Raw genomic sequence first — 24800 nt, 5'->3', positions numbered from 1 at the left:
GTGCCCGGCGCTCAGGCCTTGGCCTTGGCCTTGACGTAGCTGCCCGGCGCGGGCTCGATCGGTTCGTAGGCGGTGCCGCGGCCGTAGCGCTTGGGCGCAGCCACCTGCTTGCCGCCTTGGGCGCCCAGCCAGTCCGACCAGTCCGACCACCAGCTGCCTGGCGTTTCGGTGGCGCCGGCAATCCATTCGCTCACGTCGGCCGGAAATTGACCGTCGTCGCGCACCCAGTGCGAGCGCTTTTTGGCCGCCGGGGGGTTGATCACGCCCGCGATGTGGCCTGAGGCGCCCATCATGAAACGCTTCTTGCCTGGGAAAACCTGCGTACTGGCGTACGAGCCGCCAATGGGCACGATGTGGTCTTCGCGCGAGCCGTAGACGTAGATGGGTATGTCGATCTTGCGCAGGTCGATCTTCTCGCCGCACACCTCGGCCGCGCCGGGCTGCACGAGCTTGTTCTCGAGGTAGGTGTTGCGCAGGTACCAGGCGTAGAACGGGCCCGGCAGGTTGGTGGAATCGCTGTTCCAGTACAGCAGATCGAATGGCGGCGGCGTTTCGCCTTTCAGGTAGTTGCCGACGACGTAGTTCCACACCAGGTCGTTGGGGCGCAAGAAGCTGAAGGTGGAGGCAAGATCGTTGCCCTTGAGCATGCCGCCCGCGCCCATCTGCATTTCGCGAAAGCGCACCATGTTCTCGTCGATGAACACGTCGAGGATGCCCGTGTCGCGAAAGTCGATCAGGGTGGTCAGCAGCGTCATCGACGCCACGGGCTTCTCGCCGCGCGCCGCCAGCACGGCCAGGGCCGATGTCAGGATGGTGCCGCCCACGCAAAAGCCCAGCGCGTTGATGGTTTTGGCGCCGGTCAGCGCCTGCACCACGTGGATGGCCTCGATGGCGGCGTTTTCGATGTAGTCGTCCCAGGTGGCCTTTTCCATCGAGGCATCGGGGTTGCGCCAGCTGACGACGAAGGTGCGGTGCCCCTGGCTGACCGCGTAGCGAATCAAAGAGTTTTCAGGCTGCAGGTCGAGGATGTAGAACTTGTTGATGCAGGGCGGCACCATCAGGAACGGCTTTTCATACACCTTGGCCGTCAGCGGCTTGTATTCGATCAGCTGGAAATAATCGTTCTCGAACACCACGGCGCCTTCGGTAGTGGCCACGTTCTTGCCGACCTCGAACAGGCTTTCGTCCGTCATCGACACGTGGCCCTGACGCATGTCGTGCAGGATGTTGGCCAGGCCCTTGGCCAGGCTTTCGCCCTGCGTTTCGATGGCTTTTTGCTGCGCGTCGGCGTTCAGCGCCAGAAAGTTGCTGGGCGAGGCGGCGGCCACCCATTGCTCTACCGCAAAGCGCACGCGCTGGCGGCTTTTCTCGTCGCCCTCGGCCGCCTCGGCCATGGCCATCATCGTGCGGGCGTTGAGCAGGTAGGCGGCTGCGGTGAAGGCGGCCATGGGGTTGTCCGACCAGGCTTTCGACTTGAAGCGGCGGTCTTTCACCAGCGGGTTGGCCTGCAGCGTCTGGTTCCACAGCTCGCTGGCTTCGCGCACGTAGTTCTGTTGCAGCTCCAGCAGCTTTTCGGGGGGGAAGGTCAGCTGCGGCAGCTCGGCGCCGGGCGCGCCCTGAGCCATGGTGCTGAAGGCGCCCAGATCCATGTTCTGGAATTGCTCGAAAGCCTTCTTCCAGCCCTCGACCAGACCCATGTCCATGGCTGAAGGCATGCCTTGCGGCATCTTGCCCGCCATGCCTTGCCACAAAGAGGCGGCTTGCTCAGGTGTCATCGTTGTCTCCTGCGTTGTTATGGGCGCCCGTTGGCGCAGGGGGCTGGCTCGCCGCGGTAGCGTGGCGTCGTGGCGCGCCTTTCTTGACCCTGCACCGAAGTATGTTCAAACACCGTGACGGCGAACTGACATGGCGCCAATATACGCTGACTCTGACCGTGCCAACCCGCCCTGCGAGCACTTGGCCGCAGGGCATTCGCGCTGGCACGGGCCGCTTAGGCGCGGGAGTGGGTGCGAGCCGGCTGGTCCGTCAGCCACACGCAGGCGGCCATGCGGCCACTGCCCCCCAGCGCGGCCTGGTCGCGCCGGTAGGAGAAGAATCGGTCGGCACGTGCCACGGTGCACCAGTCGTCGCTGCTGTCGTTGCCGTAAATGGCGGCGACGCCCTGCGCGGCCAGCACCCGCCGCGCCAGCGCCGGCAGGTCGGCCAGGTATTTGCCAGCGCCGTGGGGCGCAAAGCAGGCAGCGGCGCCGCTGTCGGCGTCGACAAAGGCGGCGCGGACTTCGGCACCCACCTCAAAGGCGCGCGGGCCAATGCACGGGCCCAGCCACGCCAGCACGTCGTCTGCTGTATTTTTAATAGCGCCTGGCGCTGGTGCAGCGAGCGCCGCAGCCCGAAAAGACACCAAGGCGGCTTGCAGCACACCCGCCGCCAACCCCCGCCAGCCGGCGTGCGCCGCGCCAACAACGGTGCCGGCCCGGTTGGTGAAAAGCACGGGCAGGCAATCGGCCACCATCACGGTGCAGGCGCGGCCCGGGTGATTGCTGACGGCCGCGTCCGCCGTGGGCGCCGGCGCTGGCCCGGCGGCGCTGGGCTCGTTGCCAGGGCTGCAGCCGTCGCGCACCACAGTGCCATGCACCTGGTTGAGAAAGCCCGGCTGCGCCCCGCCCAGTGCGCGGGTCAGGTGCGCCCGGTTGGCCGCCACGGCCACCGGATCGTCACCCACGTGGTCGCCCAGATTGAAAAACCCGTAGGGCCCGCGCGAGGCGCCGTCGTGCTCAGACGCGCCGCGCGTGGTGAACAGCGCCCGCACGTGGCCGGGCGCCGGCCAGTCGGGGATCAGCCAGGGGGCGGCGCTGGCGGCGATGCTCATGGCTCGGCGTCCGGGCAGGCCGAGGGCTGCGCCTGCTGGAAAGCGGGCAACTGCATGCACGCCTGAAAAACGGCCATGGTGAGGGGGTATGGCGTCAGGTCGGAGTCAAAACGCTGGGCGTTGAAGATCTGCGGCACCAAGCAGCAGTCGGCCAGGGTGGGCGCGTCGCCGTGGCTGTAGATGCCACGGGTGCCCTCTGCCATGCGCGCTTCATAGGCTTGCAGGCCCACCGCGACCCAGTGGCGGTACCAGTCGGTCTTGGCGCCGTCGTCGGCTTTCAAGTCGTGCACCAGGTACTTGAGCACGCGCAGGTTGTTCAACGGGTGGATTTCACACGCCACGATTTGCGACAGCGCACGCACACGCGCGCGCCCGGGCGCGTCAGCGGGCAGCAGCGGGGGTGTGGGGTGGGTTTCGTCCAGGTATTCGATGATGGCCATCGACTGCGTCAGCCGAAGCCCGTCGCCCGTCTCCAGCATGGGCACCAGACCTTCCGGCGTCAGCGCAGCGAACTCGGGCTGCTTTTGTTCGCCTTTGGCCAGGTGCACCGGCACGTAGTCGTACTGCAGCCCTTTCAAAGCCAGGGCGATGCGCACCCTGAACGACGCGGAAGACCGGAAGTAGTTGTAAAGCTTCATGCCAAACCACTATACGTGAGCGGCCGGCCAGCAGGCCTGCGCGAAAAGGCGCGCTTCACAAAGCAAAACGCGCCACCTTTTGGGGTGGCGCGTAAGGGCGAAGACCACGCTGGTGCCGCACAGGCGGCGGCGCTTGGCCGATCAGCGCACGGGCTGGCCGCCCACGGGGGTGTTGTACGGCGCGTTGTAGGGCGCTGGCTGAGGGGCTGGGGCGGCGGGCGCCAGCTCGGCCAGGAAGATTTCCACGCGGCGGTTGTGCGCACGGCCCGCTTCGGTGCTGTTGCTGTCGACAGGTTCGCGCGAGCCACGGCCGTCGGTGCGGATGCGGCGCGTGTCCACGCCGCGCGTGGCGATGTAGTCGCGCACGCTGTTGGCGCGCGCCACGGACAGCGGGTTGTTGATGGCATCACTGCCGGTGGAATCGGTGTGGCCGATGATGGTCACTTCCAGATTGGGCTGCTGGCCCAGGCCCTGCGCGAACTGGTCCAGGATGGGGCGCAAGTTGGGCTTGATGTCGGCGCGGCCGGTGTCAAACGAGATATCGCTGGGGATGTTCAGCTTGAGCTGGTTGTCCGGCGTCTGCGTGACTTGCACGCCCGTGCCGGCGGTTGCAGCCTGCATCTGCTGGCGCTTGTTTTCCATGTAATGCGACCATGCGTAGCCGCCGGCTGCGCCCACCACGCCGCCAATGGCTGCGCCCTTGCCGTGGCCGATCAGGCCGCCGGCCGCCGCGCCCACACCGGCGCCAATGGCGGTATTGCGCTGCGCTTCGGTCATGTTGGCGCAACCGGTGGTCAGCACCGCTGCCGCCGTGGCCAGCACCAGCAGGCCGCGCCCGAAGATTTTTGAAGAGGGTCGTTGCATGAGAGATATTCCTTTAACGATGACGTTCAGTGGAACGCCGCAGCACGTTGGCATGGCGGCTTTCCCGAGGAGCAGGCGCCCCAAGGCGTCTACGAATCTAACGCTGCGGCGTGGCAGGCCGCTGTAGGACGCTTTCGCGTGCCCGATCAGTCAGGCGGCGCACTGCCGTGATGTGCGACCAATTTGGCAAGCAGGGCTCTCAACTGTTGCCGCTCCGCCGCATCCAGGCCGCCCAGCACGCGCGCCTGCACGTCGGGCATCAGCGCGGCGATACCCGCCAGCGCCTGCTCGCCTTCGGGCGTCAGCCAGAGCAATTTGCGGCGCCGGTCGCGCTCGGCGGGTTGGCGGTGCACCCAGCCCTTGGTGATGAGCCGCCCCACGACCGAGCCAATGGTGGCCGCGTCAAAAGCCGCGCGCTGCGCCAGCGTGATCTGGTCCACGCCCGGCGCATCGCTCAGCACGCTGAGCACGGCGAACTGCATGGGGGTGGCGTCGAAGCAGACGGTGTGCTCGGCAAACACCGCCACCGAGATCTGGTGCGCGCGCCGGATGAGGTAGCCAGGGGCCTGCTCTAGAACAAAAGCGTCGGGTTGCATGCCACCAGTTTAGAGGGCGCGGCGCACGTGGGCCGCCTGCGCGAGCCACTACACTGTTCAGCCCATGCAGCGCCGAACCATCAAGCACTGCCGCGAATGCGGAGCCGCGGTGGACTACCGCATCCCCGAAGGCGACACGCACGAGCGTGCCGTTTGCCCGGCCTGCGGCACCGTGCATTACGTCAACCCGCTGGTGGTGGTGGGCACCGTGCCCTACATCGGCGATCGCGTGCTGCTGTGCAAGCGGGCCATCGAGCCTCGCTGGGGCAAGTGGACGCTGCCAGCGGGCTTCATGGAGTTGGATGAGACCATGGCCGAGGGCGCGGCGCGCGAGACCGACGAGGAAGCGGGCGCGCAGATCGCCATAGGCCCGCTGTTCAGCACGCTGAGCATCCCGCGCGTGGGTCAGGTTCATGTGTTCTACCTGGCGGCGCTGCAAAGCGAGGCCTTCAACCCCGGCCCCGAAACGCTGGAAGCGCGTTTGTTCACCGAGGCCGAAGTCCCCTGGGACGAGCTGGCCTTTCTCACGGTGCGCGAAACGCTGCTGCGCTACTTTGAAGACCGGCGCCGGGGCCACTTCGGCATGCACGACATCGACATACCCTGGCCACCGCGATGAGCGAGCTTTCCCAGCTGGCCATCTTGGCACCCGGCGAGCCTTTCCCGCCGGTATCGCAGGCGTGGGGGCCCTCCAGCAGCGCGCCAGGTTTGTTGGCGGTGGGCGGCGAGCTGGATGTGCGTACGCTGCGCGCCGCCTACAGTGCCACCGTTTTCCCCTGGTTTAGCCACGGGGAACCCATTCTCTGGTGGAGCCCCGACCCCCGCATGGTGCTGCAGGTGGATGCGTTTCGCCTGCACCGCTCTTTGCGCAAGGTGATCGAACGCTTTCGCATCAGCCCGGCGTGCGAAATCCGCTTTGATACCGCGTTCGACGACGTGATGGCCGCCTGCGCCGCCTCGCCCCGGCCGGGCCAGGACGGCACCTGGATCGGCCCCGAGATGCGCCGCGCCTATGGCGAACTGCACCGCGCCGGCTATGCCCACAGCGTGGAAACCTGGGTGGCGGGCGAGTTGGTGGCGGGCCTGTACTGCGTAAGCATCGGCCGCGCGGTGTTCGGCGAATCCATGTTCACGCGCGTGACAGACGGCTCCAAACTGGCCCTGTCCGCACTGGTCGCCTGGTGCCGCTACCAAGGCCTGCCGCTGATCGATTGCCAGCAGAACACGGCGCACCTGGACTTCATGGGCGCGCGCGAAATGCCAAGGGCCGAATTCGCCCGCGCCGTGGCCGAATTGGCGCCCCAGCCCGCCCTCATTTGGAAATTCGATCCCGTATACTGGAACGCATTGCTGCCACCCCGCCCGGCCCAGCGTTGACCCACCTCAAGGACCTTCCCTTTCAGGCGCTGCAGTTCTACGCCACAGCGCCCTATCCTTGCAGCTATCTGCCCGGCAGGCAGGCCCGCTCACAGGTCGCCACGCCCAGCCACCTGGTCAACAGCGAGGCCTATTCCGATCTCGTGCAGCGCGGCTTTCGCCGCAGCGGCATGTTCACTTACCGCCCCTATTGCGACGGCTGCCAGGCCTGCGTACCGGTGCGCGTGTGCGTGAACCAGTTCCAGCCCGACCGCAGCCAGCGCCGCGCGCAGGCCAGGCATGGCGCGCTGGAAGTGCGCATACTCAAGCTCTGCTACGTGCCAGAGCACTACCAGCTGTACCTGCGCTACCAGACCGGCCGCCACACGGGCGGCGGCATGGACCAGGACAGCGTGGATCAATACACCCAGTTCCTGCTGCAAAGCAACGTCAATTCGCGCCTAGTTGAGTTTCGCGAACCTGCTGGCGCGCCCAGCGCCGGCGCGCTGCGCATCGTTTCCATCGTGGATGTGCTGAGCGACGGGCTGTCGGCCGTCTATACCTTCTACGACCCTGCTGACGTGCGTGCCAGCTACGGCACCTACAGCGTGCTGTGGCAGATTGAGCAGGCGCGCACGCTCGGCCTGCCTTACGTCTATCTGGGCTACTGGATCGACGGCAGCGCCAAGATGGCCTATAAAGCGCGCTTTCGCCCCTCCGAGCGTCGCATCGATGGCCAATGGCAAGCCGCACCCGCGGCGACCGCCAGCCCCCCTGCCCCTGCCGCCCCCCAGCCAACCTGAGTGCCCATGCGACGCCCCCATCCCGACGCCCACCCCACGCCCACCATCCAGGTGCTGGAGCGCATGTTCGCGCTGATCGACGTGCTGGCGTCGCGCGAAGAGCCGATTTCCCTCAAGGAAATCGCCGAGCAGACCGGCCTGCACCCGTCCACCACGCACCGCATCCTGAACGACCTGACCCTCGGCCGCTTTGTCGACCGGCCCGAGCCGGGCAGCTACCGGCTGGGCATGCGCCTGCTGGAGCTGGGCAATCTGGTCAAGGGCCGGCTGGACGTGCGCGACGCGGCCCTGGCGCCCATGCGCGACCTGCACCGCCTGATCCAACAGCCCGTCAACCTCAGCGTGCGCCAGGGCGACGAGATCGTCTACATCGAACGCACGTACAGCGAGCGCTCCGGCATGCAGGTGGTGCGTGCCATTGGCGGGCGCGCGCCTTTGCACCTGACATCGACGGGCAAGCTGTTTCTGGCGTCCGACGAATTACCGCGCGTGCGCGCTTACGCCACACGCACCGGCTTGGCCGGCCACACGCGCAACAGCATCACCCAACTGCCCGCGCTGGAGCGCGAACTGATCCGCGCACGCCAATCCGGCGTGGCGCACGACAACGAAGAGCTGGAAATGGGCGTTCGCTGCATGGCCGCCGGCATCTACGACGATCAGGACAAGCTGGTGGCGGGCCTGTCCATCTCCGCCCCGGCCGACCGGCTGGATGACAACTGGCTGCCCAAGCTGCAGCATACCGCGCAGGAAATCTCGGCGGCGCTGGGCCACACCGGGTCTTTGGCGCGCGGCTGACGCTCGGGGCTCGGCGCCCGGCCAGCAAGGCCAGCGCCCTCGGATTCAATACCCAATTGGCCTCTGGCGCCCGCTGTACCTGCGCTGGCAGCTATTCAATCAATAGCATTCAGGTGATGGCTACGGCCAACGGCGGGTGCTCCGGCAGGTCGCCGCGTTGGCTTGTCGCGTCGCCTTCACGCACCAAGGCGGTGCTGGCGGGCAGCCGGTCGGCCGCAACTGCCCAGCCAGGTCTATCAACAAAAACAGCTGCCAGCGCAGGTGCAACCTGCGCTGGCAGCTATCAAATTCATAGTCTTTGGTAGGCTTGGGATGCGCGGCACGCGGCCGTGGCGCTCACCGCCCCGCGCGCTCAGCCGGCGTAGCCGTTGCCTGCAAAGGTGGCGGCGGGACGCTCGTTCTCCACCCAGCGGCGCACGCGCTCGGCGTCGGCCAGGCGGCTGTATTTGCCGGTGGAATCCAGGAACACCATGATGACCTTGCGGCCCGCCACGCGCGCCTGCATCACCAGGCACTGGCCCGCCTCAGAGATATAGCCCGTCTTTTGCAGGCCGATCTGCCAGTCGGGCTTGTGCACCAGGCGGTTGGTGTTGTTGTACTGAAGCACGCGGCTGCCCACGGCCACTTCGTAGCCTTGCGACGTCGTCAGCTGGCGCATCAGCGGGTCTTGCGAAGCCGTGGCCACCAGCGTGGCCAGATCAACGGCGGAAGAACGGTTGGAGCTGGACAAGCCGGTGGGCTCCACATAGCGCGTGTCGCGCATGCCGAGGGTCGCGGCGCGGTTGTTCATCAGCGTGACGAAGCGCTGCAGGCCACCGGGGTAGCTGCGGCCGAGCGCGTGTGCGGCGCGGTTTTCGCTGGACATCAGCGCCAGGTGCATCAGCTCGCCGCGCGTCAGCGTGGTGCCCACGGCCAGGCGCGAACTGCTGCCTTTTTCATAGTCCACGTCTTCTTCGGTGATGGTCACCATCTCGTCCAGCGGCAAACGCGCTTCCGAGACCAGCAGGCCGGTCATCAGTTTGGTGATGGAGGCGATGGGCAACACCGCATGATCGTTCTTGCTGAACAGCACTTCACGGGTATCTTGATCGAGTACCAGTGCCACGCTGGATTTCAGGTCCAGTGGGTCGCCCGAATGGTGCAGGCCGGCCATCTGGGCCATGGACAGGCGCGGCGCGGGCGCCTCGCGCTGGGTGTGCACGGCGCTGCGCAGAGCGACGCGGTTTTCGCGTGCAGCCAGCCGTTCGGCACGTTGCTGCGCGCGGCTTTGGGCCTTGGTGCCGCCGACTGCGACCTTCAGGCGTTCGTTGCCTTTGGCACCGCTCTTGCCGCCCTTGGCATGGGCGGCCACTTTCTCGGCACCCTTGCCGGCGGCCACGGCGCGTTTGGAGTTGTTACGGCTGTCTTTGCGCGAATCGGCCTTGGCGACGGCGGCGGATTTGGCTGCGGGGGCTTTGGCAGCAGCAGATTTGGTGGCCGATTTGGCTGCCGGCTTGGCCGCAGCCTTGTGGGTTTCGGCGGACTTGGCGGCTTTCTTGGGCGCCGCGTGGGCGTACATCGCGGGGGTGGCGGCCAGCGCCAGTCCTATGGAAATGGCGCCAATGCCATCGCGCCACAGCCGAGTCCAACGATTTCCCAGTGCAGCCAGCGCCATCTTTTCACTCCAACCCATACTTCAGACAGGGCGCAAGTGTACTAAAACAAAAAAAGAGGCGCAATAACATAGACTTGCACCTCTTTTCTCATTTGTTTCTAGAGTTATACGGGTTAACCCTAGCCTTGTGCAGCCACCCTGTCAGCTTTGCTGTGTAACTTGTTGAGGGCACTCAGATAAGCCTTCGCGGAGGCGACCACGATGTCGGGGTCTGCGCCCACGCCGTTGACCACCCGGCCCGAGTTCTGCAGGCGCACCGTGACCTCGCCCTGGCTCTCGGTGGAGCCGCTGATCGCGTTCACCGAATACAGCACCATCTCGGCGCCGCTCTTGACGTGAGATTCGATCGCCTTGAGTGACGCGTCCACCGGGCCGTTGCCGTCGGACTTGCCGTGCACCTCTTGCCCCCCCACGGTGAAAACGACTTCGGCTTCGGGGCGCTCGCCGGTTTCGCTGCGCTGCGACAGCGACACAAAGCCGTACTGCTCTTTCTCGGTGGCCACGCTTTCGTCACCCACCAGCGCCAGGATGTCCTCGTCGAAGATCTCGCTCTTGCGGTCGGCCAGTTCCTTGAACTTGGCAAACGCCGCCATGATCTCGCCCTCGGACTCCAGCACCACGCCCAGCTCTTGCAGGCGCTGCTTGAAGGCGTTGCGCCCGCTCAGCTTGCCCAGCACGATCTTGTTGGCGCTCCAGCCCACGTCTTCCGCGCGCATGATTTCATAGGTGTCGCGCGCCTTCAGCACGCCGTCCTGGTGAATGCCGCTGGCGTGGGCAAAGGCGTTGGCGCCCACCACCGCCTTGTTGGGCTGCACGACGAAGCCGGTGGTCTGGCTGACCATGCGGCTGGCCTGCACGATCTGCGACGCATCCACGCCCACGTCCAGGCCGAAATAGTCGCGGCGCGTCTTGATGGCCATCACCACCTCTTCCAGCGAGCAGTTGCCCGCACGCTCGCCCAGGCCGTTGATGGTGCATTCGATCTGGCGCGCCCCGCCCAGCTTCACGCCCGCCAGGCTGTTGGCCACCGCCATGCCCAGGTCATTGTGGCAATGCACCGACCACACGGCCTGGTCGCTGTTGGGCACCTTTTCGCGCAGCGTCTTGATGAAGTTGCCATACAGCTCGGGGATGGCGTAGCCCACCGTATCCGGGATGTTGATGGTGCGTGCGCCTTCCTTGATCACCGCTTCGCACACGCGGGCGAGAAAGTCGATGTCGCTGCGGTAGCCGTCTTCAGCGCTGAACTCGATGTCGTCCATCAGGTTGCGGGCGAAGCGCACGGCCAGCTTGGACTGCTCGAACACCTCGTCGGGCGTCATGCGCAGCTTTTTCTCCATGTGCAGCGGGCTGGTGGCGATGAAGGTGTGAATGCGGCCGCTGGCCGCGCCCTTGAGCGCCTCGGCGGCGCGGGCAATGTCGCGGTCGTTCGCGCGCGACAGCGAGCAGATCGTCGAATCCTTGATGGCGTTGGCAATGGCCTGCACGCAGTCGAAATCGCCGTTGGAGCTGGCGGCAAAGCCCGCCTCGATGACGTCCACCTTCAGGCGCTCCAGCTGGCGGGCAATGCGCAGCTTTTCGTCCTTGGTCATGCTGGCGCCGGGCGACTGCTCGCCGTCACGCAAAGTGGTGTCAAAAATGATGAGCTTGTCGGTCATGGGTATCAACTCCTGTGTTTTTGGTATGTGGCGTTCATGGCTTAGGCTGCGCTCAGGCAACGACAACCGCGCATTGTGCGTCCTCAGGGGCCGACTCGGTCGCCCAACCGGCTGCGTGGGCACGGTGCAGGCCCGAGATCAAGGCCTGCATCGCCGCGGCAGAGGTGTCGCTGTCGGTGCCTACGCCGAAAAACGCGGGCGAATCGCCCAGGCGCAGCTCGACATACGCCATCGCGCGGGCATCAGCGCCTTCGCCGATGGCGTGTTGCTGGTAATCGATCACGCGCACCGGGCAGCCCACCGCCGCAGACAGCGCGCTGGCGAAAGCGTCGATGGGGCCGTTGCCCTGCCCTTGCACGGTGCAGGGCGCGCCTTGCCAGTCGATGTTGGCGCTCAGCTGCACGCGCCGCTGCCCGTCGTCGCCCGCGGCGGCTTCCCACACGCGGTGCTGGATCACGTTGCGCGCGTCCAGGCCGTACTCATGGCGAAACAGTTGCCACAGGTCGGCGGCGGTCAGCTCTTTACCGTCTCGATCCATCACGCGCTGCACGACCTGGCTGAATTCGATCTGCAGGCGGCGCGGCATGGCCAAGCCGTATTCGCTTTCGAGCAGATAACTCATGCCGCCCTTGCCCGATTGGCTGTTGACGCGAATCACCGCTTCGTAGCTGCGGCCCAGGTCTTTCGGGTCGATCGGCAGGTACGGGATTTCCCAGACATCGCCTTCGCGGCGCGCGGCAAAGGCTTTCTTGATCGCGTCTTGGTGCGAGCCGGAAAACGAGGTGTAGACCAACTCACCCACATACGGGTGGCGCGGGTGCACGGGCAGATGGTTGCAGTGCTCCACCGTGCGGCGCACCGCGTCGATGTCGGAGAAATCCAGCTGCGGGTCAACGCCCTGCGTATACAGGTTCAGCGCCACGTTGACCAAATCCAGGTTGCCGGTGCGCTCGCCATTGCCGAAGAGGCAACCTTCCACGCGGTGCGCGCCGGCCATCATGGCCAATTCAGCCGCCGCCACGCCAGTGCCGCGGTCGTTGTGCGGATGAACCGACAGAACCACTTCGGGCCGGTCGGCAAACTGCCGCACCATCCATTCGATCTGGTCGGCAAACACGTTGGGCGTGGCGTTTTCCACCGTCGTGGGCAGGTTCAGGATGATCGGCCGCCCGGCGCCCCAGGCGGTGATGGCGGTTTCGCAGGCCTGATGCGACACCTCCAGCTCAGCCAACGAAAAGGTCTCGGGCGAGTACTGCAAGATCCATTCGGTCTGCGGTTGTGCGTCGGTCAAGCGGCGCACCTGGCCGACGTGGCGCGCGATCAGCTCCATCACCTGCGGCACTTCCAGGCCGAACACCACGCGCCGCCACACGGGCGCAACGGCGTTGTAGACGTGAACAATCGCGCGGCGGGCGCCGGCCAGGGCTTGCACCGTGCGCTCGATCAACTCCTCTCGCGCCGGGGTCATGACCTGGATGGTCACGTCATCGGGAATGCGGCCTTCCTCGATGAGCTTGCGGACAAAATCGAATTCGGTCTGCGACGAGGCTGGAAAGCCGACTTCGATCTCTTTAAAACCCACCTGCACCAGCAGGTCGAACATGCGCAGCTTGCGAGCGGCGTCCATCGGCTCGATCAGCGCCTGGTTGCCGTCGCGCAGGTCGGTGGACAGCCAGACCGGCGCTTTCGTCAGCTGCGCGTCGGGCCAGCGGCGGCCTTCGAGTTGCACGGGCGGGAATGCGCGGTACTTGGTCTGCGGTTGCTTGAGCATGTCGATCTTTCGGTCAAAAGTGGATTCGACCAGCAACCCCCCAAAACACAACGGCCCGTTGCTGGTGCTAACGGGCCGTGGTTGGGTGCTATGGCTTTTTTTGCGCGCGCTACCGTCTCCGCCCGAAGGAGGTGGCTAGTAGGTTCAGAGCCATGCGTGTCATAGGAAGGCGCACTCTATCACAAAGCCACGCGCTTTCAGTCGTGCAGGCCGCGTTCGTCAGGCTCATCCGTCGACGTGCTGACGATGCTGACCGGCACACCCCGCCAGCGGCGCCAGGCATACAGCACGTAGCCGGACAAGCCGTAGCCCACGAACAAGATGAACAGCATCGTGGCCGGCTCGATGCTGATGACGGCAAACAGCAGCGCGATCAGCACCAGCACCACAAAGGGAACGCTGCGGCGCCCGCCAAAGTCCTTGAAGCTGTAGTACGGCAGGTTGGTGACCATGGTCAGGCCGGCGAACAAGGTCACGGCAAAGGTGATCCAGCCCAGATCGGCACGGCCAATGGGGTCGCTGCTCAGCAAGGAAATCACCGCGCGAAAGATCGGCACCTCACGGTGCGACACCAGCATGGCGCTGGTCAGCCAGATGAACCCCGCCACCAGCGCCGCGGCGGCAGGCGATGGCAGCCCCTGGAAGTAGCGCTTGTCCACCACCGCGGTGTTGACGTTGAACCGCGCCAGCCGCAGCGCCGCGCAGGCGCAATACACAAACGCCGCAATCCAGCCCCAGCGGCCCAGCGGGCGCAGCGCCCATTCGTAGGCCAGCAGTGCCGGTGCCGCGCCAAAGCTGACCATGTCGGCCAGCGAATCCATCTGTTCGCCAAACGCGCTTTGCGTGCCGGTCATGCGCGCCACGCGGCCGTCCAGGCTGTCGAGCACCATGGCCACGAAGATGCCGGTGGTGGCCAGGTCAAACCGCCCGTTCATCGCCATGACGATGCCGTAAAAGCCCCCGAACAGCGCCGCCAGCGTGAACAGGTTGGGCAGCACGTAAATGCCCTTGCGGCGCACGCGCTGCGACACGCCCAGTGGCGGCGCGGGCTGGCGCGGTTCAGGTTGGCGGTCGGGTGAATTCATGAATCAAATCGGTCGCTAGCGCAGGTGCAACCAGCGCTGGCAGCTATCAAATCTGTAGTATTGCGAGGCAGGCACGCCGCCCGGCCGCGCGCCGTGGCAGGTGCTGCGCGGCCATCTGTGAGCAAGTGTACGCCTGCGCGTGCGCCGCCCGGAATGACAAGGCCACCGCGCGGGTGGCCTTGTCGGGGTGCGGGCAAGCGCCAAGCAGGTGGCGCCGCCCACCGGCCTTTCGGCCGGGTGCGAACAACTTCGATCAGTTGCGCGACTGGTCCACCAGCTTGTTCTTGGCGATCCAGGGCATCATGGCGCGCAGCTTGGCACCCACCACTTCGATGCTGTGGTCGGCGGTGTTGCGGCGGCGTGCGGTCATGCTGGGGTAGCCGGTGCGGCCTTCCACAATGAACTGCTTGGCGTAGTCGCCGTTCTGGATGCGCTTGAGCGCGTGGCGCATGGCCTTGCGCGACTCTTCGTTGATCACCTCAGGGCCGGTCACGTACTCGCCGTACTCAGCATTGTTCGAGATCGAATAGTTCATGTTGGCGATGCCGCCTTCATAGATCAGGTCGACGATCAGCTTCAGCTCGTGCAGGCACTCGAAGTACGCCATTTCAGGGGCGTAGCCAGCTTCGGTCAGGGTTTCGTAGCCCATCTTGATCAGCTCAACCGCGCCGCCGCACAGCACGGCCTGCTCGCCGAACAGATCGGTCTCGGTCTCTTCCTTGAAGTTGGTCTCGATGATGCCGGCCTTGCCGCCACCGTTGGCCATGGCGTAAGACAGCGCCAGGTCACGCGCCTTGCCGGTTTTGTCTTGATGCACCGCCACCAGGTGGGGCACACCGCCGCCTTGGGTGTAGGTGTTGCGCACGGTGTGGCCGGGGGCCTTGGGCGCGACCATCCACACGTCCAGATCGGCGCGGGGCACCACCTGGTTGTAGTGCACGTTGAAGCCGTGGGCAAAGGCCAGCGAGGCGCCTTGCTTGATGTTGGGCTCGACGTTGTTCTTGTAGACCTCGGCGATCTGCTCGTCGGGCAGCAGGATCATGACCACGTCGGCGGCTTTCACCGCGTCGTTCACTTCCATCACGGTCAGGCCGGCCTTGCCGACCTTGTCCCAGCTGGCGCCGCCCTTGCGCAGGCCGACGACGACTTTCACGCCGCTGTCGTTCAGGTTCTGCGCGTGCGCATGGCCTTGGCTGCCGTAGCCGATGATGGCGACGGTCTTGCCTTTGATCAGGCTCAGGTCGCAGTCTTTGTCGTAGAACACTTTCACGTCGTATCTCCTTGGAATGACAGGGTGTAAATCAGGGAACTTGCTATTTAAAAAGTACCGGCCAGCGACCGCTGGTCGGGCGCTAGACGCTTAAACGCGCAACAGGCGCTCGCCCCGCCCGATGCCGCTGGCACCGGTGCGCACGGTCTCGAGGATGGCGGTCTTGTCGATCGAATTCAGGAAGGCGTCGTGCTTGGACTGGTCGCCCGTCAGCTCGATGGTGTAGCTCTTGTCGGTCACGTCGATGATGCGGCCGCGGAAGATGTCGCAGGTGCGCTTGATCTCCTCGCGCTCCTTGCCCACGGCGCGCACCTTCACCATCATGTGTTCGCGCTCGATGTAGCTGCCTTCGGTCAGGTCGACCACCTTCACCACCTCGATCAGGCGGTTCAGGTGCTTGGTGATCTGCTCGATGGTGTCGGCCGAGCCGCGCGTCTGGATGGTCATGCGCGAGAGGCTTTCGTCCTCGGTCGGCGCCACGATCAGCGATTCGATGTTGTAGCCACGGGCCGAGAACAGCCCCACCACGCGGGACAGGGCGCCCGCCTCGTTTTCAATCAGAACGGCAATGATGTGTTTCATGGTCGAGCCCTCTTCTTGCCAACGTGAAAGCCTGCGCTTTCACCGCCCTCCTCCGCAGCCGGTAAGCGGCGGACTCGGCGGGCAATAGATTCGTCAAATTACAAAAATGATAGCTGCTGGCGCACTGCTGACGGGCGCCAGAAGCCGATTTAACTTACAGGTCGTCGGCGCCCAGGAGCATCTCGGTGATGCCCTTGCCGGCCTGCACCATGGGGAACACGTTTTCGGTCGGGTCGGTGCGGAAGTCCATGAACACGGTGCGGTCCTTGAGCTTGCGCGCCTCGCGCAGCGCGCCTTCCACGTCCTGCGGGCGCTCGATCAGCATGCCGACGTGGCCATACGCCTCGGCCAGCTTCACGAAGTTGGGCAGCGCGTCCATGTAGCTGTGGCTGTAGCGGCCAGAGTATTCGATCTCTTGCCACTGGCGCACCATGCCCAGGTAGCGGTTGTTGAGCGCGAGGATCTTGATCGGCGTGTTGTACTGCAGGCAGGTGGACAGCTCTTGAATGCACATCTGCACCGAGCCTTCGCCCGTCACGCAGAACACTTCGCTCTCGGGCTTGGCCAGCTTGATGCCCATCGCGTAGGGAATGCCCACGCCCATGGTGCCCAGGCCACCGGAGTTGATCCAGCGGCGCGGCTCGTTGAACTTGTAGTACTGCGCGGCCCACATCTGGTGCTGGCCCACGTCGGAGGTGATGTAGGCGTCGGCGTCCTTGGTCATGTTCCACAGCGTCTCGATGACTTTCTGCGGCTTGATGACGTCGGTGTTGTCGCGGTCGTACTTCATGCAGTCGCGCGAACGCCAGCCTTCGATCTGCTGCCACCACGCGTCCAGCGCGGCCCGGTCGGGCTGGTGGCTGGCCTCGCGGATCATGCCCATCAGGTCGGTGAGGACGTCCTTGACGTCGCCCACGATCGGCACGTCGACCTTGACCCGCTTGGAGATGGACGAAGGGTCGATGTCGATGTGGATGATCTTGCGATCGACCGAGGCGAAATGCTTGGTGTTGCCGATGACCCGGTCGTCAAAGCGCGCGCCCACGGCCAGCAGCACGTCGCAGTTCTGCATCGCGTTGTTGGCTTCCCAGGTGCCGTGCATGCCCAGCATGCCCAGGAAGCGCCGGTCTTCGGCCGGGAACGCGCCCAGGCCCATCAGCGTGTTGGTGACGGGGTAATTCAGCATGTCCACCAGCTGGCGCAGCTCGGCCGAGGCGTTGGACAGCAACACACCGCCGCCGGTGTAGATGTAGGGGCGCTTGGCGTTCAGCAAAAGCTGCATCGCCTTGCGGATCTGGCCCGAGTGGCCCTTTTTGACGGGGTTGTACGAGCGCATCTCGATGCTCTCGGGGTACCCCTTGTAGGCAGCCTTGTTGAAAGACACGTCCTTCGGAATATCGACCACCACGGGGCCGGGGCGGCCGGTGCGGGCGATGTGGAACGCCTTCTTCATCACGTCGGCCATGTCGCGCGCATCCTTGACCAGGAAGTTGTGCTTGACGACGGGACGGGTGATGCCGACGGTGTCGCATTCCTGGAAGGCGTCCAGGCCGATGGCGGCGGTGGGCACCTGGCCGGAGATGATCACCATCGGGATCGAATCCATGTACGCCGTGGCGATGCCGGTGACCGCGTTGGTCAAGCCGGGGCCGGACGTGACCAGCGCCACGCCCACGTCGCCCGTGGCACGTGCGTAGCCGTCGGCGGCGTGCACGGCGGCCTGTTCGTGACGCACCAGCACGTGCTGGATGGTGTCTTGCTTGTAGAACGCGTCGTAAATGTGCAACACCGCGCCGCCTGGGTAGCCCCAGACGTACTTCACGTCTTCGGCCTGCAAGGCCTTGACCAGAATTTCAGCGCCGCGGAGTTCTTCGGAATCGCCGCGGGCAGAGGCTGCGGCGGCCGACTTGATTTCGGCTTTGGAGATTTCCATGATGAGATGAACCTTTCGAGAATTTCTCTGACGAAATACCTTGGGTGCCCCTTGCCAGCCCTCGTGAGGCCGCTTCAGGACTTGAGACCACGCGCCATGGACGACCCCACTTCTGTCGCCGGACGGTGACCCGTTTGCCTTGATGACTGCAACTGCCCATTATCGCATTGCAGCATGGCGCTCTGAAAGGGTCTGCCCGAAAATTCTTGGCTAGGCGCGGTGCCATAATCCGGCGCCTGCCGGCACAGTGCGGTCGCCGGCCAACACCCAACCCACGCAGTCGCAGTGCCCGGCGCCCCTCGCTGATCGAACGATTTGGCCACCGAACAAGAACTATCTGACTTCCTCAAAAGCGTGGAAAAACGGGCTTTCAAGCGCTCGATGTACCACGTACGAGACGAAGACGCGGCACTCGACATCGTGCAAGACAGCATGATGAAGCTGGCGGAGCACTATGGGGACAAGCCCGCGGGCGAGTTGCCCATGCTGTTCCAGCGCATCCTGTCCAACAGCACGCTCGACTGGTTCCGCCGCCAGAAAACGCGACGCGCTGTGTTTTCGAACATGAGCGACTTCGAGTCGCCCGACGGGGACGGCGACTTCGACTTGCTGGAAGCCTTCGCCGGCGCGTCGAACGCCGAGCAGATCGAGAGCGCGGAAGACGCCACCCGCCGCAGTGAAATCCTGGCAGCGATTGAGTTACAGATAAAGGCGCTGCCAGCCCGTCAACGAGAGGCGTTTTTAATGCGTTACTGGGAGGAGATGGATGTTGCAGAAACTGCGGCCGCCATGGGTTGCTCTGAAGGCAGTGTGAAAACGCACTGTTCCAGGGCGGTTCAGGCACTGGCCAAGGCGCTGCGCATCAAGGGAATCGCACCATGACCAAACCTTACCTCCCCCAGATGGCAGAAGTTGCGCAGAACCGCTTCGGCCTGCGCGTGGCCGCGCGATTGTCCGCCGGGGCCGAAGACCTGCCCTACGATATCAGCGAACGGCTGCGCGCCGCGCGCATGCAGGCCATGGCGCGGCGCAAGCAGCCCGTGGCGGTCACCCGGCTTCGCACCGCCAATGCGGTTGTCCGCCACGGAAACACCTTGACGCTGGGCTCGGGCGAAGATGGGCTGGGCTTTTGGGGGCGCCTCACGTCGCTGGCGCTCGTGTGCGCCTTGGTCATCGGCCTGGTTGCCGCCAATGTGGTTCAGGACGATGACCGTACGACGGAGGTGGCCGACCTGGACGCCTCTTTGCTGACGGACGATTTGCCGCCGGAGGCCTACTCCGATGCAGGTTTCGTGCAATTTCTGAAAACCAGCGGCCAGTCGACGACTGTCAGCCACTGATCGACAACTGCACACTCTGCGAATGCGTGCCACGGCCCCGCTTCTCCTGCTGCTCGTCGTTTTGGCCATCGCACCCGCGTTCGGCCAGACCTCGTCGTCGGGCGCCGGCACTCAGGCGGCTGTGGGCAGCCTGCCGTGGAGCAGCCTGAACGCCGAGCAAAAGCGTGCGCTGGCGCCGCTGGCCAACCACTGGCGTGGCTTGAGCTCTGATCAGCAGCGCAAGTGGGTGGCGGTTTCCCATAACTTCAACCGCATGTCGCCCGATGAGCAGACCACGCTGCAGGGCCGGATGGCCGAGTGGGCGCAGCTGACGGCAGCGCAGCGCACCCAGGCCCGCCTGAATTTTTACGAGGTGCGGCGCGTGCCTGCGGATGAGAAGCGCGCCAAGTGGGAGGAGTACCAGGCTCTACCCGCCGAAGAGCGTGAACGGCTTGCCGGCGATCGGCCCAAAGCCCCGGCGGGTGCGGCCCCGGCGCTGCGCCCTGCCCCACGCACCCGTGTGCTGCGCCCCGCAGAGGCCGCCGGGCCGGGCGCGGTGGCCAGTTCGCCCGCCGCCTTCCGGTCGGCGGCGCCGGTGAATCGCAATACACTCCTGCCTCAGCCACCGGCTTCGGTGGCCAGTACCACGACGCGCTGAGCGCCCGCTTGCAGGGCGCTGCGCTGTTTCACAAGCCCCTCGCCTTGCACCCAGCGGTCTGGCCGCCGCTTCCGGATATGCCCTCGCTCGACGCCCCCGCCGCGCGCCCTCTTGCCTCGCCCCCCTCGCAGTCTTCGCGGATGCGCGCGCCTTCGCTGCGTCGCCGCATGGCGTGCTGGATGTACGAAGGCATGCTGATGTTCGGCGTGGTGTTCGTGGCCGGCTACATCTTCAGCGCCAGCACGCAGACGCGCCACGCCCTGGACAATCGCCACGGGCTGCAGGCTTTTCTTTTTGCGGTGTCGGCGCTGTATTTCGTCTGGTTCTGGACCCGCGGCCAAACCTTGGCGATGAAGACCTGGCACATCAAGGTGGTGGATAAATCGGGCCACCCGCTGCGAGGCGGTCGCGCCTTGTTGCGTTACGTGTTCAGCTGGGTCTGGTTTCTGCCACCACTGGCGGCCATGGCGCCCTGGCCACTCAGCGGCGCGGAAGTCGCGTTGTTGATGGCCGGCTGGGTGGCTGTGTGGGCCCTTTTGAGCCGCTTCAACCGCGAGCAGCAGTTCTGGCACGACATCTGGGCCGGCACGCGCCTGATCGACGTGCAACCGGACGTGAGCCGCCGGCGTACCTGAGGCCGCCCGCCGCGTGAACGCCTTCCGATTACCTGCGCCCACCGCCGCTGCCTGCCCACCCTCAACTTCGCTTTGACCATGCCACCCGATGCCCGCCTCAACCCCGTGAATCCGCAGAAGGCGCGCACCGGCCTTTCGCGCGTCTGGCATGCCGGTTTGTATTCCCTGGCCGGGTTGCGCGCGGGGTGGCGCGAGCCCGCCTTTCGCCAGGAAGCCATCTTGGCCGTGGTGTTGGTGCCCCTGTCTTTCTGGCTGGGGCGCAGCTGGGTGGAAGTGGTCATGCTGGCCGGCTCCGTGCTGCTGGTGATGATCGTAGAGTTGCTCAACACCGGCATCGAAACCGTGGTGGACCGCATCGGCCCTGAATGGCACGCGCTGTCCAAACGGGCCAAGGACATGGGCTCGGCCGCGGTGCTGCTCAGCCTGCTGATCGCCGGCGGCGCCTGGGCGGCCGCCATCTACACCCGATTCTTCATCGTATGAACGATTCCGTGACCGCTCCTGAACCTGCGTTTTCGATCTGCGTGTATTGCGGCTCGCGCCCCGGGAGATTCGCCGCGTACGCAGAGACAGCCCGCGCCGTCGGCCAATGGATTGGCGCCCAAGGCGGGCAACTGGTCTACGGCGGCGGCCGCGCAGGGCTGATGGGCGAAGTGGCCAACGCCACCTTGGCCGCTGGCGGGCGTGTGGTCGGCGTCATTCCGCGCGCGCTGGTGGAACGAGAACACGCTCATCGCGGCTGCACCGAGTTGCACGTGGTCGAAAACATGCACGAGCGCAAGCGCTTGATGGCCGAACGCGCCGACGCATTTTTGGCGCTGCCCGGCGGCATCGGCACATTTGAAGAGCTGTTTGAAACATGGACCTGGCGCCAGCTGGGCTACCACAACAAGCCCATCGGTGTGCTCAACCAAGATGGCTACTACGACCACCTGCTCACCTTCATGCACCACAGCGTAGACGAAGGGTTCATGGATGGGCATCAGTGGGACTTGATCGCCACCGGCACAGCGGCAGAGCCCCTGCTGAAGGAGTTGGTCACCAGCGCCGGCTTTCCCAAGCTCGCCAAGCTGGACGGCATCTGACCGCTGGCGCTGAACCGGCGATCCGCGGGCATCCGCACGTATCCGCTGCTATCCGCGGGGCGCCAAACACCAAAACGCCGCGTTCAGCCTAAAGCTGACGCGGCGCACGTCGGATCAACTCGCGTTAGGTGGGGCGACTGACCCCACCTTCACGGCCCGGGCCTCAATCCCAGCGATAGCTCTCGCGGGTTTCCCAGTCCTTGACCTGCTTTTCGGCTTCGTCTTGCGCAATGCCCATGCGCTCTTGCAGCTTGCCGACCATCTGGTCGCGCTTGCCGGCGATCACATCCAGATCGTCGTCGGTGAGCTTGCCCCACTGCTCTTTGACTTTGCCTTTGAATTGCAGCCAGTTGCCTTTGACGGTGTTCTCGTTCATGTAGGGTCTCCTGACGCCGCTTCACCCTTCGTGACCGCTTCACGAATTCCAAGTGCTGCGTGCGATGGAGTCACTTTACGGGCGTATCCGCGCGGTGGCCGTCAGCCCACGCGCCCTACACGTGTCAGTGTCGGCCTACTCTAGGCAGTACGGCTGGGCGCCGCAGGCTCCGGCAGGAAAAGCTGCTGCACGTCGCTCAAGAAATCAAAGCCGCGCGGCGTGGGCCGCCACCAGGCACCGTCTTGCGCCAACCAGCCCTTTTGCTCTGCTTCTGATAGCTGCCGGCGCACACTGCTGGCGGGCAAGCCGGTTTTATCGCAAAAATCCTGCACCGTGAACCCATCGCGCAAGCGCAGCGCATTCACCATGTATTCAAACGGCAGATCGCGCCGCGCCACCTCGTGCGCCTCGGCCACGGCGTCGCCTGCCAGCGCCTTGTCCATGTACAGCTCGGGCTGTCGGTAACGCACCTGGCGCAGGATGCGGTGCGCGAAGCTGATCTTTCCGTGGGCCCCCGCGCCAATGCCCAGGTAATCGCCAAATTCCCAGTAGTTCTGGTTGTGCACGCTGCGGTGGCCGGCGCGCGCGTAGGCGGATACTTCATAGCGCTCCATGCCCGCCTCGGCCGTGCGCGCGATCAGGTGGTCCAGCATGTCCCAGGCGCTGTCGTCGTCGGGCACCTTGGGCGGAAACTTGGCGAAGACCGTGTTCGGCTCGATCGTCAGGTGGTAGAGCGACAAATGCGGCGGCGCGTACGACAGCGCGGCGTCCAGATCGGCCTTCAGCTCGTCCAGCGTCTGGCCGGGCAGCGCGTACATCAAGTCCAGATTGAAGGTGGTGAACGCCCGCGCGGCTTCTTCGACCGCTGCACGCGCCTGCGCGGCGTCGTGCACGCGGCCCAGCGCCTTCAGGTGCGCGTCGTTGAAGCTCTGCACGCCAATCGACAAACGCGTGACGCCCGCCGCACGGTAGGCGGCGAAGCGCTCGCGCTCAAACGTGCCGGGATTGGCTTCGAGCGTGATCTCGCACACGGGCGTCAGCGGCAGGCGCGCGCGCAGACCCGCAATCAGCTGGTCGATCGCCTCGGGCGAGAACAGGCTGGGCGTGCCGCCGCCAATGAAGATGCTGTGCACCGGCCGGCCCCAGATCAGCGGCAGGCTGGCTTCCAGGTCGGCCAGCAGCGCGGCCACGTAGCGCTGCTCTTGCGCGGCGGCGTCGGCCCCCGCGCGGCGCTCATGCGAGTTGAAGTCGCAGTACGGGCACTTCTTGAGGCACCAGGGGAGGTGCACATACACCGACAGCGGGGGCAGCGCCGGCAAATGCAGCGTGCCGGGGCGCATGTAATGCTGAATATCGTGCTGCATGGGGCGATTGTGGGTCGGCCGGCCCGGCTGTGCACGGCGTCGCACCGGATGACCGGCGCGGAGTCAGGCCAACCAGCGCTGGCGCATCAGCTCGATCATGGCGCGGGTGGCCTGCCCTCGGTGGCTGTGGGCGTGCTTCACCTCGGGCGGCAACTCGGCAAAGGTCTTGCCCAGCTCGGGAATGATCATCACGGGATCAAAGCCGAACCCGCCCTCGCCGCGCGGCGCGCGCGCGATCTCGCCCACCACGCGGCCGACGGCGATCAGCGGCTCGGGGTCGTCCGCGCTGCGCAGTGCCACCAGGGTGCTGACCATGGCGGCGCGGCGGTTGTCGATGTGCTGCATTTGCTCGAGCAGCGCGCGCACGTTGTTGGCGTCGCTCTTGTCGTACCCGAACTGCGTGGCGTAGTAGGCGGTGTCGACGCCGGGCAGGCCGCCGAAGGCGTCTACGCACAGGCCGGCGTCGTCGGCCAAGGAGGGCAGCCCGCTCTCGCGGGCCGCGTGGCGCGCCTTGGTCAAGGCGTTTTCGACGAAGGTGCGGTAAGGCTCGGGCGCCTCGCTGATGGCCAGGTCGGCCTGGCGCACCAGGCGCATGCCCAGCGGTTGCAGCAGGGTTTGCAACTCGGCCAGCTTGCCGGCGTTGTTGGAGGCGAGGACGATTTTCATAGTCAAATCAGGCTGTGGCCCAGTCTGCACCAGCGCTGGCAGCTATCAAACCAATAGTGCCTGCTGCTGCAGCGCGATGAGTTCGCCAATGCCTTTTTCGGCCAGGTCCAGCAGGCGGTTCATCTCGGTGCGCGAAAAGGCCGCGCCTTCGGCGGTGCCCTGCACTTCGACGAAGTGGCCGGCGCCGGTCATCACCACGTTCATGTCGGTGTCGCAGGACGAATCCTGCACGTAGTCCAGATCGAGCACGGGCGCGCCGCCGACAATGCCGACCGACACGGCCGCCACCGGGTGAAGAACGGGTGATTCGGTGATCAAGCCACGCGCCAGCAGCCAGCTGACGGCGTCTTGCGCCGCCACGTAAGCGCCGGTGATGCTGGCGCAGCGCGTGCCGCCGTCGGCCTGGATCACGTCGCAGTCGAGCTGGATGGTGCGCTCGCCCAGTTTCTTCAGGTCGAACACGGCGCGCAGGCTGCGGCCGATCAGCCGTTGAATCTCCTGCGTGCGCCCGCTTTGCTTGCCTTTGGCGGCCTCGCGGCTGCCCCGCGTGTTGGTGGCGCGCGGCAGCATGCCGTATTCAGCCGTCACCCAGCCTTCGCCGCTGCCGCGCTTGTGCGGCGGCACTTTCTCTTCGACCGAGGCGGTGCACAGCACCTGCGTGTTGCCCACCGAGATCAGCACCGAGCCCTCGGCGTGCATGGTGTAGCCGCGCTGGATGCGCACGTCGCGCAGCTGGTCGGGCGCGCGGGCAGAAACGATGAGGTTATGGGTGGTCGTCATGTGAGCTTGTTCCAAGGCAGCGCTGCGCTGGCCAAACGGG

26 protein-coding genes are annotated in these 24800 nt (G+C 65.5%); 10 read left to right on the top strand and 16 right to left on the bottom strand.

Annotation, left to right across the window (positions count from 1 at the left end; translation table 11 throughout):
• Positions 1-11: 11 nt before the first annotated feature.
• The 5 genes from C6570_RS10390 to C6570_RS10370 form a co-directional block, all read right to left on the bottom strand.
• Positions 12-1715 carry a PHA/PHB synthase family protein gene (locus C6570_RS10390; protein ID WP_106704640.1) on the bottom strand — a complete coding sequence of 568 codons (1704 nt, stop codon included), beginning with the start codon at positions 1713-1715 and terminating at the stop codon, positions 12-14.
• Between the two features lie 275 nt (positions 1716-1990).
• The gene (gene pgeF / locus C6570_RS10385; RefSeq protein ID WP_106703138.1) at positions 1991-2869 is read right to left on the bottom strand and encodes a peptidoglycan editing factor PgeF; all 879 of its coding nucleotides are present in this window, start codon (positions 2867-2869) and stop codon (positions 1991-1993) included.
• On the bottom strand, positions 2866-3507 hold the full coding sequence (gene maiA / locus C6570_RS10380) for a maleylacetoacetate isomerase (RefSeq protein ID WP_106703137.1): 642 nt from the start codon (positions 3505-3507) through the stop codon (positions 2866-2868). The genes pgeF and maiA overlap by 4 nt, the downstream gene beginning before the upstream one ends.
• Positions 3508-3648: 141 nt before the next feature.
• On the bottom strand, positions 3649-4371 hold the full coding sequence (locus C6570_RS10375) for a YiaD family glycine zipper/OmpA-like lipoprotein (protein ID WP_106703136.1): 723 nt from the start codon (positions 4369-4371) through the stop codon (positions 3649-3651).
• 146 nt (positions 4372-4517) lie between these two features.
• Entirely contained in the window at positions 4518-4967 is a 450-nt protein-coding gene (locus tag C6570_RS10370) for a MarR family winged helix-turn-helix transcriptional regulator (RefSeq protein ID WP_106703135.1), read from the bottom strand.
• Positions 4968-5031: 64 nt separating this feature from the next.
• On the opposite strand from C6570_RS10370, the gene C6570_RS10365 reads away from it, so the two are divergent.
• From C6570_RS10365 to C6570_RS10350, 4 genes are read left to right on the top strand one after another with little or no spacing between them, the layout of a single operon-like run.
• Entirely contained in the window at positions 5032-5586 is a 555-nt protein-coding gene (locus C6570_RS10365) for an NUDIX hydrolase (RefSeq protein WP_106703134.1), read from the top strand.
• Positions 5583-6344 (top strand): leucyl/phenylalanyl-tRNA--protein transferase, encoded by a 762-nt coding sequence (gene aat, locus C6570_RS10360; protein WP_106703133.1) that lies wholly within the window; start codon positions 5583-5585, stop codon positions 6342-6344. Before C6570_RS10365 ends, aat begins: the two co-directional genes overlap by 4 nt.
• Positions 6341-7126 (top strand): arginyltransferase, encoded by a 786-nt coding sequence (locus C6570_RS10355; protein ID WP_106703132.1) that lies wholly within the window; start codon positions 6341-6343, stop codon positions 7124-7126. Before aat ends, C6570_RS10355 begins: the two co-directional genes overlap by 4 nt.
• A 6-nt stretch (positions 7127-7132) precedes the next feature.
• The gene (locus C6570_RS10350; RefSeq protein ID WP_106703131.1) at positions 7133-7924 is read left to right on the top strand and encodes an IclR family transcriptional regulator; all 792 of its coding nucleotides are present in this window, start codon (positions 7133-7135) and stop codon (positions 7922-7924) included.
• Positions 7925-8276: 352 nt separating this feature from the next.
• Here C6570_RS10350 and C6570_RS10345 read toward each other — a convergent pair whose 3' ends face one another.
• From C6570_RS10345 to C6570_RS10315, 7 genes are all read right to left on the bottom strand, one after another.
• Entirely contained in the window at positions 8277-9578 is a 1302-nt protein-coding gene (locus tag C6570_RS10345) for a serine hydrolase (protein WP_425437927.1), read from the bottom strand.
• 119 nt (positions 9579-9697) lie between these two features.
• Positions 9698-11236: a 2-isopropylmalate synthase gene (locus C6570_RS10340; RefSeq protein WP_106703130.1), complete on the bottom strand. Its 1539-nt coding sequence runs from the start codon at positions 11234-11236 to the stop codon at positions 9698-9700.
• A 52-nt stretch (positions 11237-11288) separates the two neighbouring features.
• A complete protein-coding gene (gene leuA / locus C6570_RS10335) occupies positions 11289-13007 on the bottom strand; it encodes a 2-isopropylmalate synthase (RefSeq protein ID WP_106704638.1) in 1719 nt (572 codons plus the stop codon).
• A gap of 197 nt (positions 13008-13204) precedes the next feature.
• The gene (gene pssA, locus C6570_RS10330; RefSeq protein ID WP_106703129.1) at positions 13205-14092 is read right to left on the bottom strand and encodes a CDP-diacylglycerol--serine O-phosphatidyltransferase; all 888 of its coding nucleotides are present in this window, start codon (positions 14090-14092) and stop codon (positions 13205-13207) included.
• Between the two features lie 253 nt (positions 14093-14345).
• The gene (gene ilvC / locus C6570_RS10325) at positions 14346-15362 is read right to left on the bottom strand and encodes a ketol-acid reductoisomerase (RefSeq protein ID WP_106703128.1); all 1017 of its coding nucleotides are present in this window, start codon (positions 15360-15362) and stop codon (positions 14346-14348) included.
• Positions 15363-15452: 90 nt separating this feature from the next.
• Complete coding sequence (ilvN, locus tag C6570_RS10320) at positions 15453-15944, bottom strand: acetolactate synthase small subunit (RefSeq protein WP_106703127.1); 492 nt, start codon at positions 15942-15944, stop codon at positions 15453-15455.
• 154 nt (positions 15945-16098) lie between these two features.
• Positions 16099-17877 (bottom strand): acetolactate synthase 3 catalytic subunit, encoded by a 1779-nt coding sequence (locus C6570_RS10315; RefSeq protein ID WP_106703126.1) that lies wholly within the window; start codon positions 17875-17877, stop codon positions 16099-16101.
• 315 nt (positions 17878-18192) lie between these two features.
• Here C6570_RS10315 and C6570_RS10310 point away from each other — a divergent pair, with 315 nt between their 5' ends.
• From C6570_RS10310 to C6570_RS10285, 6 genes are all read left to right on the top strand, one after another.
• The gene (locus C6570_RS10310) at positions 18193-18759 is read left to right on the top strand and encodes an RNA polymerase sigma factor (protein ID WP_106703125.1); all 567 of its coding nucleotides are present in this window, start codon (positions 18193-18195) and stop codon (positions 18757-18759) included.
• Positions 18756-19217, top strand: a complete 462-nt coding sequence (locus tag C6570_RS10305; protein WP_106703124.1) for a DUF3619 family protein — start codon at positions 18756-18758, stop codon at positions 19215-19217. Before C6570_RS10310 ends, C6570_RS10305 begins: the two co-directional genes overlap by 4 nt.
• Positions 19218-19239: 22 nt before the next feature.
• Positions 19240-19854: a DUF3106 domain-containing protein gene (locus C6570_RS10300; protein ID WP_106703123.1), complete on the top strand. Its 615-nt coding sequence runs from the start codon at positions 19240-19242 to the stop codon at positions 19852-19854.
• Between the two features lie 77 nt (positions 19855-19931).
• Positions 19932-20489 carry an RDD family protein gene (locus tag C6570_RS10295; RefSeq protein WP_106703122.1) on the top strand — a complete coding sequence of 186 codons (558 nt, stop codon included), beginning with the start codon at positions 19932-19934 and terminating at the stop codon, positions 20487-20489.
• Positions 20490-20567: 78 nt separating this feature from the next.
• Positions 20568-20972 (top strand): diacylglycerol kinase, encoded by a 405-nt coding sequence (locus C6570_RS10290; RefSeq protein WP_106703121.1) that lies wholly within the window; start codon positions 20568-20570, stop codon positions 20970-20972.
• The gene (locus C6570_RS10285) at positions 20969-21574 is read left to right on the top strand and encodes an LOG family protein (RefSeq protein WP_106703120.1); all 606 of its coding nucleotides are present in this window, start codon (positions 20969-20971) and stop codon (positions 21572-21574) included. Before C6570_RS10290 ends, C6570_RS10285 begins: the two co-directional genes overlap by 4 nt.
• 163 nt (positions 21575-21737) lie before the next feature.
• On the opposite strand, the gene C6570_RS10280 is transcribed toward C6570_RS10285, so the two are convergent.
• The 4 genes from C6570_RS10280 to rph all read right to left on the bottom strand — a co-directional run bounded on the left by C6570_RS10280 (position 21738) and on the right by rph (position 24760).
• Positions 21738-21950 (bottom strand): CsbD family protein, encoded by a 213-nt coding sequence (locus C6570_RS10280; protein ID WP_106703119.1) that lies wholly within the window; start codon positions 21948-21950, stop codon positions 21738-21740.
• A 140-nt stretch (positions 21951-22090) separates the two neighbouring features.
• Complete coding sequence (gene hemW, locus C6570_RS10275; RefSeq protein ID WP_106703118.1) at positions 22091-23314, bottom strand: radical SAM family heme chaperone HemW; 1224 nt, start codon at positions 23312-23314, stop codon at positions 22091-22093.
• 63 nt (positions 23315-23377) lie between these two features.
• A complete protein-coding gene (gene rdgB, locus C6570_RS10270; RefSeq protein WP_106703117.1) occupies positions 23378-23980 on the bottom strand; it encodes an RdgB/HAM1 family non-canonical purine NTP pyrophosphatase in 603 nt (200 codons plus the stop codon).
• A gap of 45 nt (positions 23981-24025) precedes the next feature.
• Positions 24026-24760, bottom strand: a complete 735-nt coding sequence (rph, locus tag C6570_RS10265; RefSeq protein WP_106703116.1) for a ribonuclease PH — start codon at positions 24758-24760, stop codon at positions 24026-24028.
• Positions 24761-24800: the final 40 nt, after the last annotated feature.

The sequence above is a fragment of the Ottowia oryzae genome, from assembly GCF_003008535.1.
GTDB classification, from domain to species: domain Bacteria; phylum Pseudomonadota; class Gammaproteobacteria; order Burkholderiales; family Burkholderiaceae_C; genus Ottowia; species Ottowia oryzae.
The sequence above is the reverse complement of the archived record's forward strand: the minus strand, read 5'-3'. Positions and strand labels throughout refer to the sequence as shown.

Bases quoted from the DNA above. Each gene is read 5' to 3' on its own strand.
- C6570_RS10340 (WP_106703130.1), bottom strand. From the start codon at position 11,236: ATGACCGACAAGCTCATCATTTTTGACACCACTTTGCGTGACGGCGAG.
- pgeF (WP_106703138.1), bottom strand. From the start codon at position 2,869: ATGAGCATCGCCGCCAGCGCCGCCCCCTGGCTGATCCCCGACTGGCCG.
- C6570_RS10345 (WP_425437927.1), bottom strand. From the start codon at position 9,578: ATGGCGCTGGCTGCACTGGGAAATCGTTGGACTCGGCTGTGGCGCGAT.
- aat (WP_106703133.1), top strand. From the start codon at position 5,583: ATGAGCGAGCTTTCCCAGCTGGCCATCTTGGCACCCGGCGAGCCTTTC.
- leuA (WP_106704638.1), bottom strand. From the start codon at position 13,007: ATGCTCAAGCAACCGCAGACCAAGTACCGCGCATTCCCGCCCGTGCAA.
- C6570_RS10315 (WP_106703126.1), bottom strand. From the start codon at position 17,877: ATGGAAATCTCCAAAGCCGAAATCAAGTCGGCCGCCGCAGCCTCTGCC.
- C6570_RS10350 (WP_106703131.1), top strand. From the start codon at position 7,133: ATGCGACGCCCCCATCCCGACGCCCACCCCACGCCCACCATCCAGGTG.
- C6570_RS10365 (WP_106703134.1), top strand. From the start codon at position 5,032: ATGCAGCGCCGAACCATCAAGCACTGCCGCGAATGCGGAGCCGCGGTG.
- rdgB (WP_106703117.1), bottom strand. From the start codon at position 23,980: ATGAAAATCGTCCTCGCCTCCAACAACGCCGGCAAGCTGGCCGAGTTG.
- ilvN (WP_106703127.1), bottom strand. From the start codon at position 15,944: ATGAAACACATCATTGCCGTTCTGATTGAAAACGAGGCGGGCGCCCTG.
- maiA (WP_106703137.1), bottom strand. From the start codon at position 3,507: ATGAAGCTTTACAACTACTTCCGGTCTTCCGCGTCGTTCAGGGTGCGC.
- C6570_RS10370 (WP_106703135.1), bottom strand. From the start codon at position 4,967: ATGCAACCCGACGCTTTTGTTCTAGAGCAGGCCCCTGGCTACCTCATC.
- hemW (WP_106703118.1), bottom strand. From the start codon at position 23,314: ATGCAGCACGATATTCAGCATTACATGCGCCCCGGCACGCTGCATTTG.
- rph (WP_106703116.1), bottom strand. From the start codon at position 24,760: ATGACGACCACCCATAACCTCATCGTTTCTGCCCGCGCGCCCGACCAG.
- C6570_RS10390 (WP_106704640.1), bottom strand. From the start codon at position 1,715: ATGCCTTCAGCCATGGACATGGGTCTGGTCGAGGGCTGGAAGAAGGCT.
- C6570_RS10285 (WP_106703120.1), top strand. From the start codon at position 20,969: ATGAACGATTCCGTGACCGCTCCTGAACCTGCGTTTTCGATCTGCGTG.
- C6570_RS10280 (WP_106703119.1), bottom strand. From the start codon at position 21,950: ATGAACGAGAACACCGTCAAAGGCAACTGGCTGCAATTCAAAGGCAAA.
- pssA (WP_106703129.1), bottom strand. From the start codon at position 14,092: ATGAATTCACCCGACCGCCAACCTGAACCGCGCCAGCCCGCGCCGCCA.
- C6570_RS10305 (WP_106703124.1), top strand. From the start codon at position 18,756: ATGACCAAACCTTACCTCCCCCAGATGGCAGAAGTTGCGCAGAACCGC.
- C6570_RS10295 (WP_106703122.1), top strand. From the start codon at position 19,932: ATGCCCTCGCTCGACGCCCCCGCCGCGCGCCCTCTTGCCTCGCCCCCC.
- C6570_RS10290 (WP_106703121.1), top strand. From the start codon at position 20,568: ATGCCACCCGATGCCCGCCTCAACCCCGTGAATCCGCAGAAGGCGCGC.
- C6570_RS10300 (WP_106703123.1), top strand. From the start codon at position 19,240: ATGCGTGCCACGGCCCCGCTTCTCCTGCTGCTCGTCGTTTTGGCCATC.
- C6570_RS10375 (WP_106703136.1), bottom strand. From the start codon at position 4,371: ATGCAACGACCCTCTTCAAAAATCTTCGGGCGCGGCCTGCTGGTGCTG.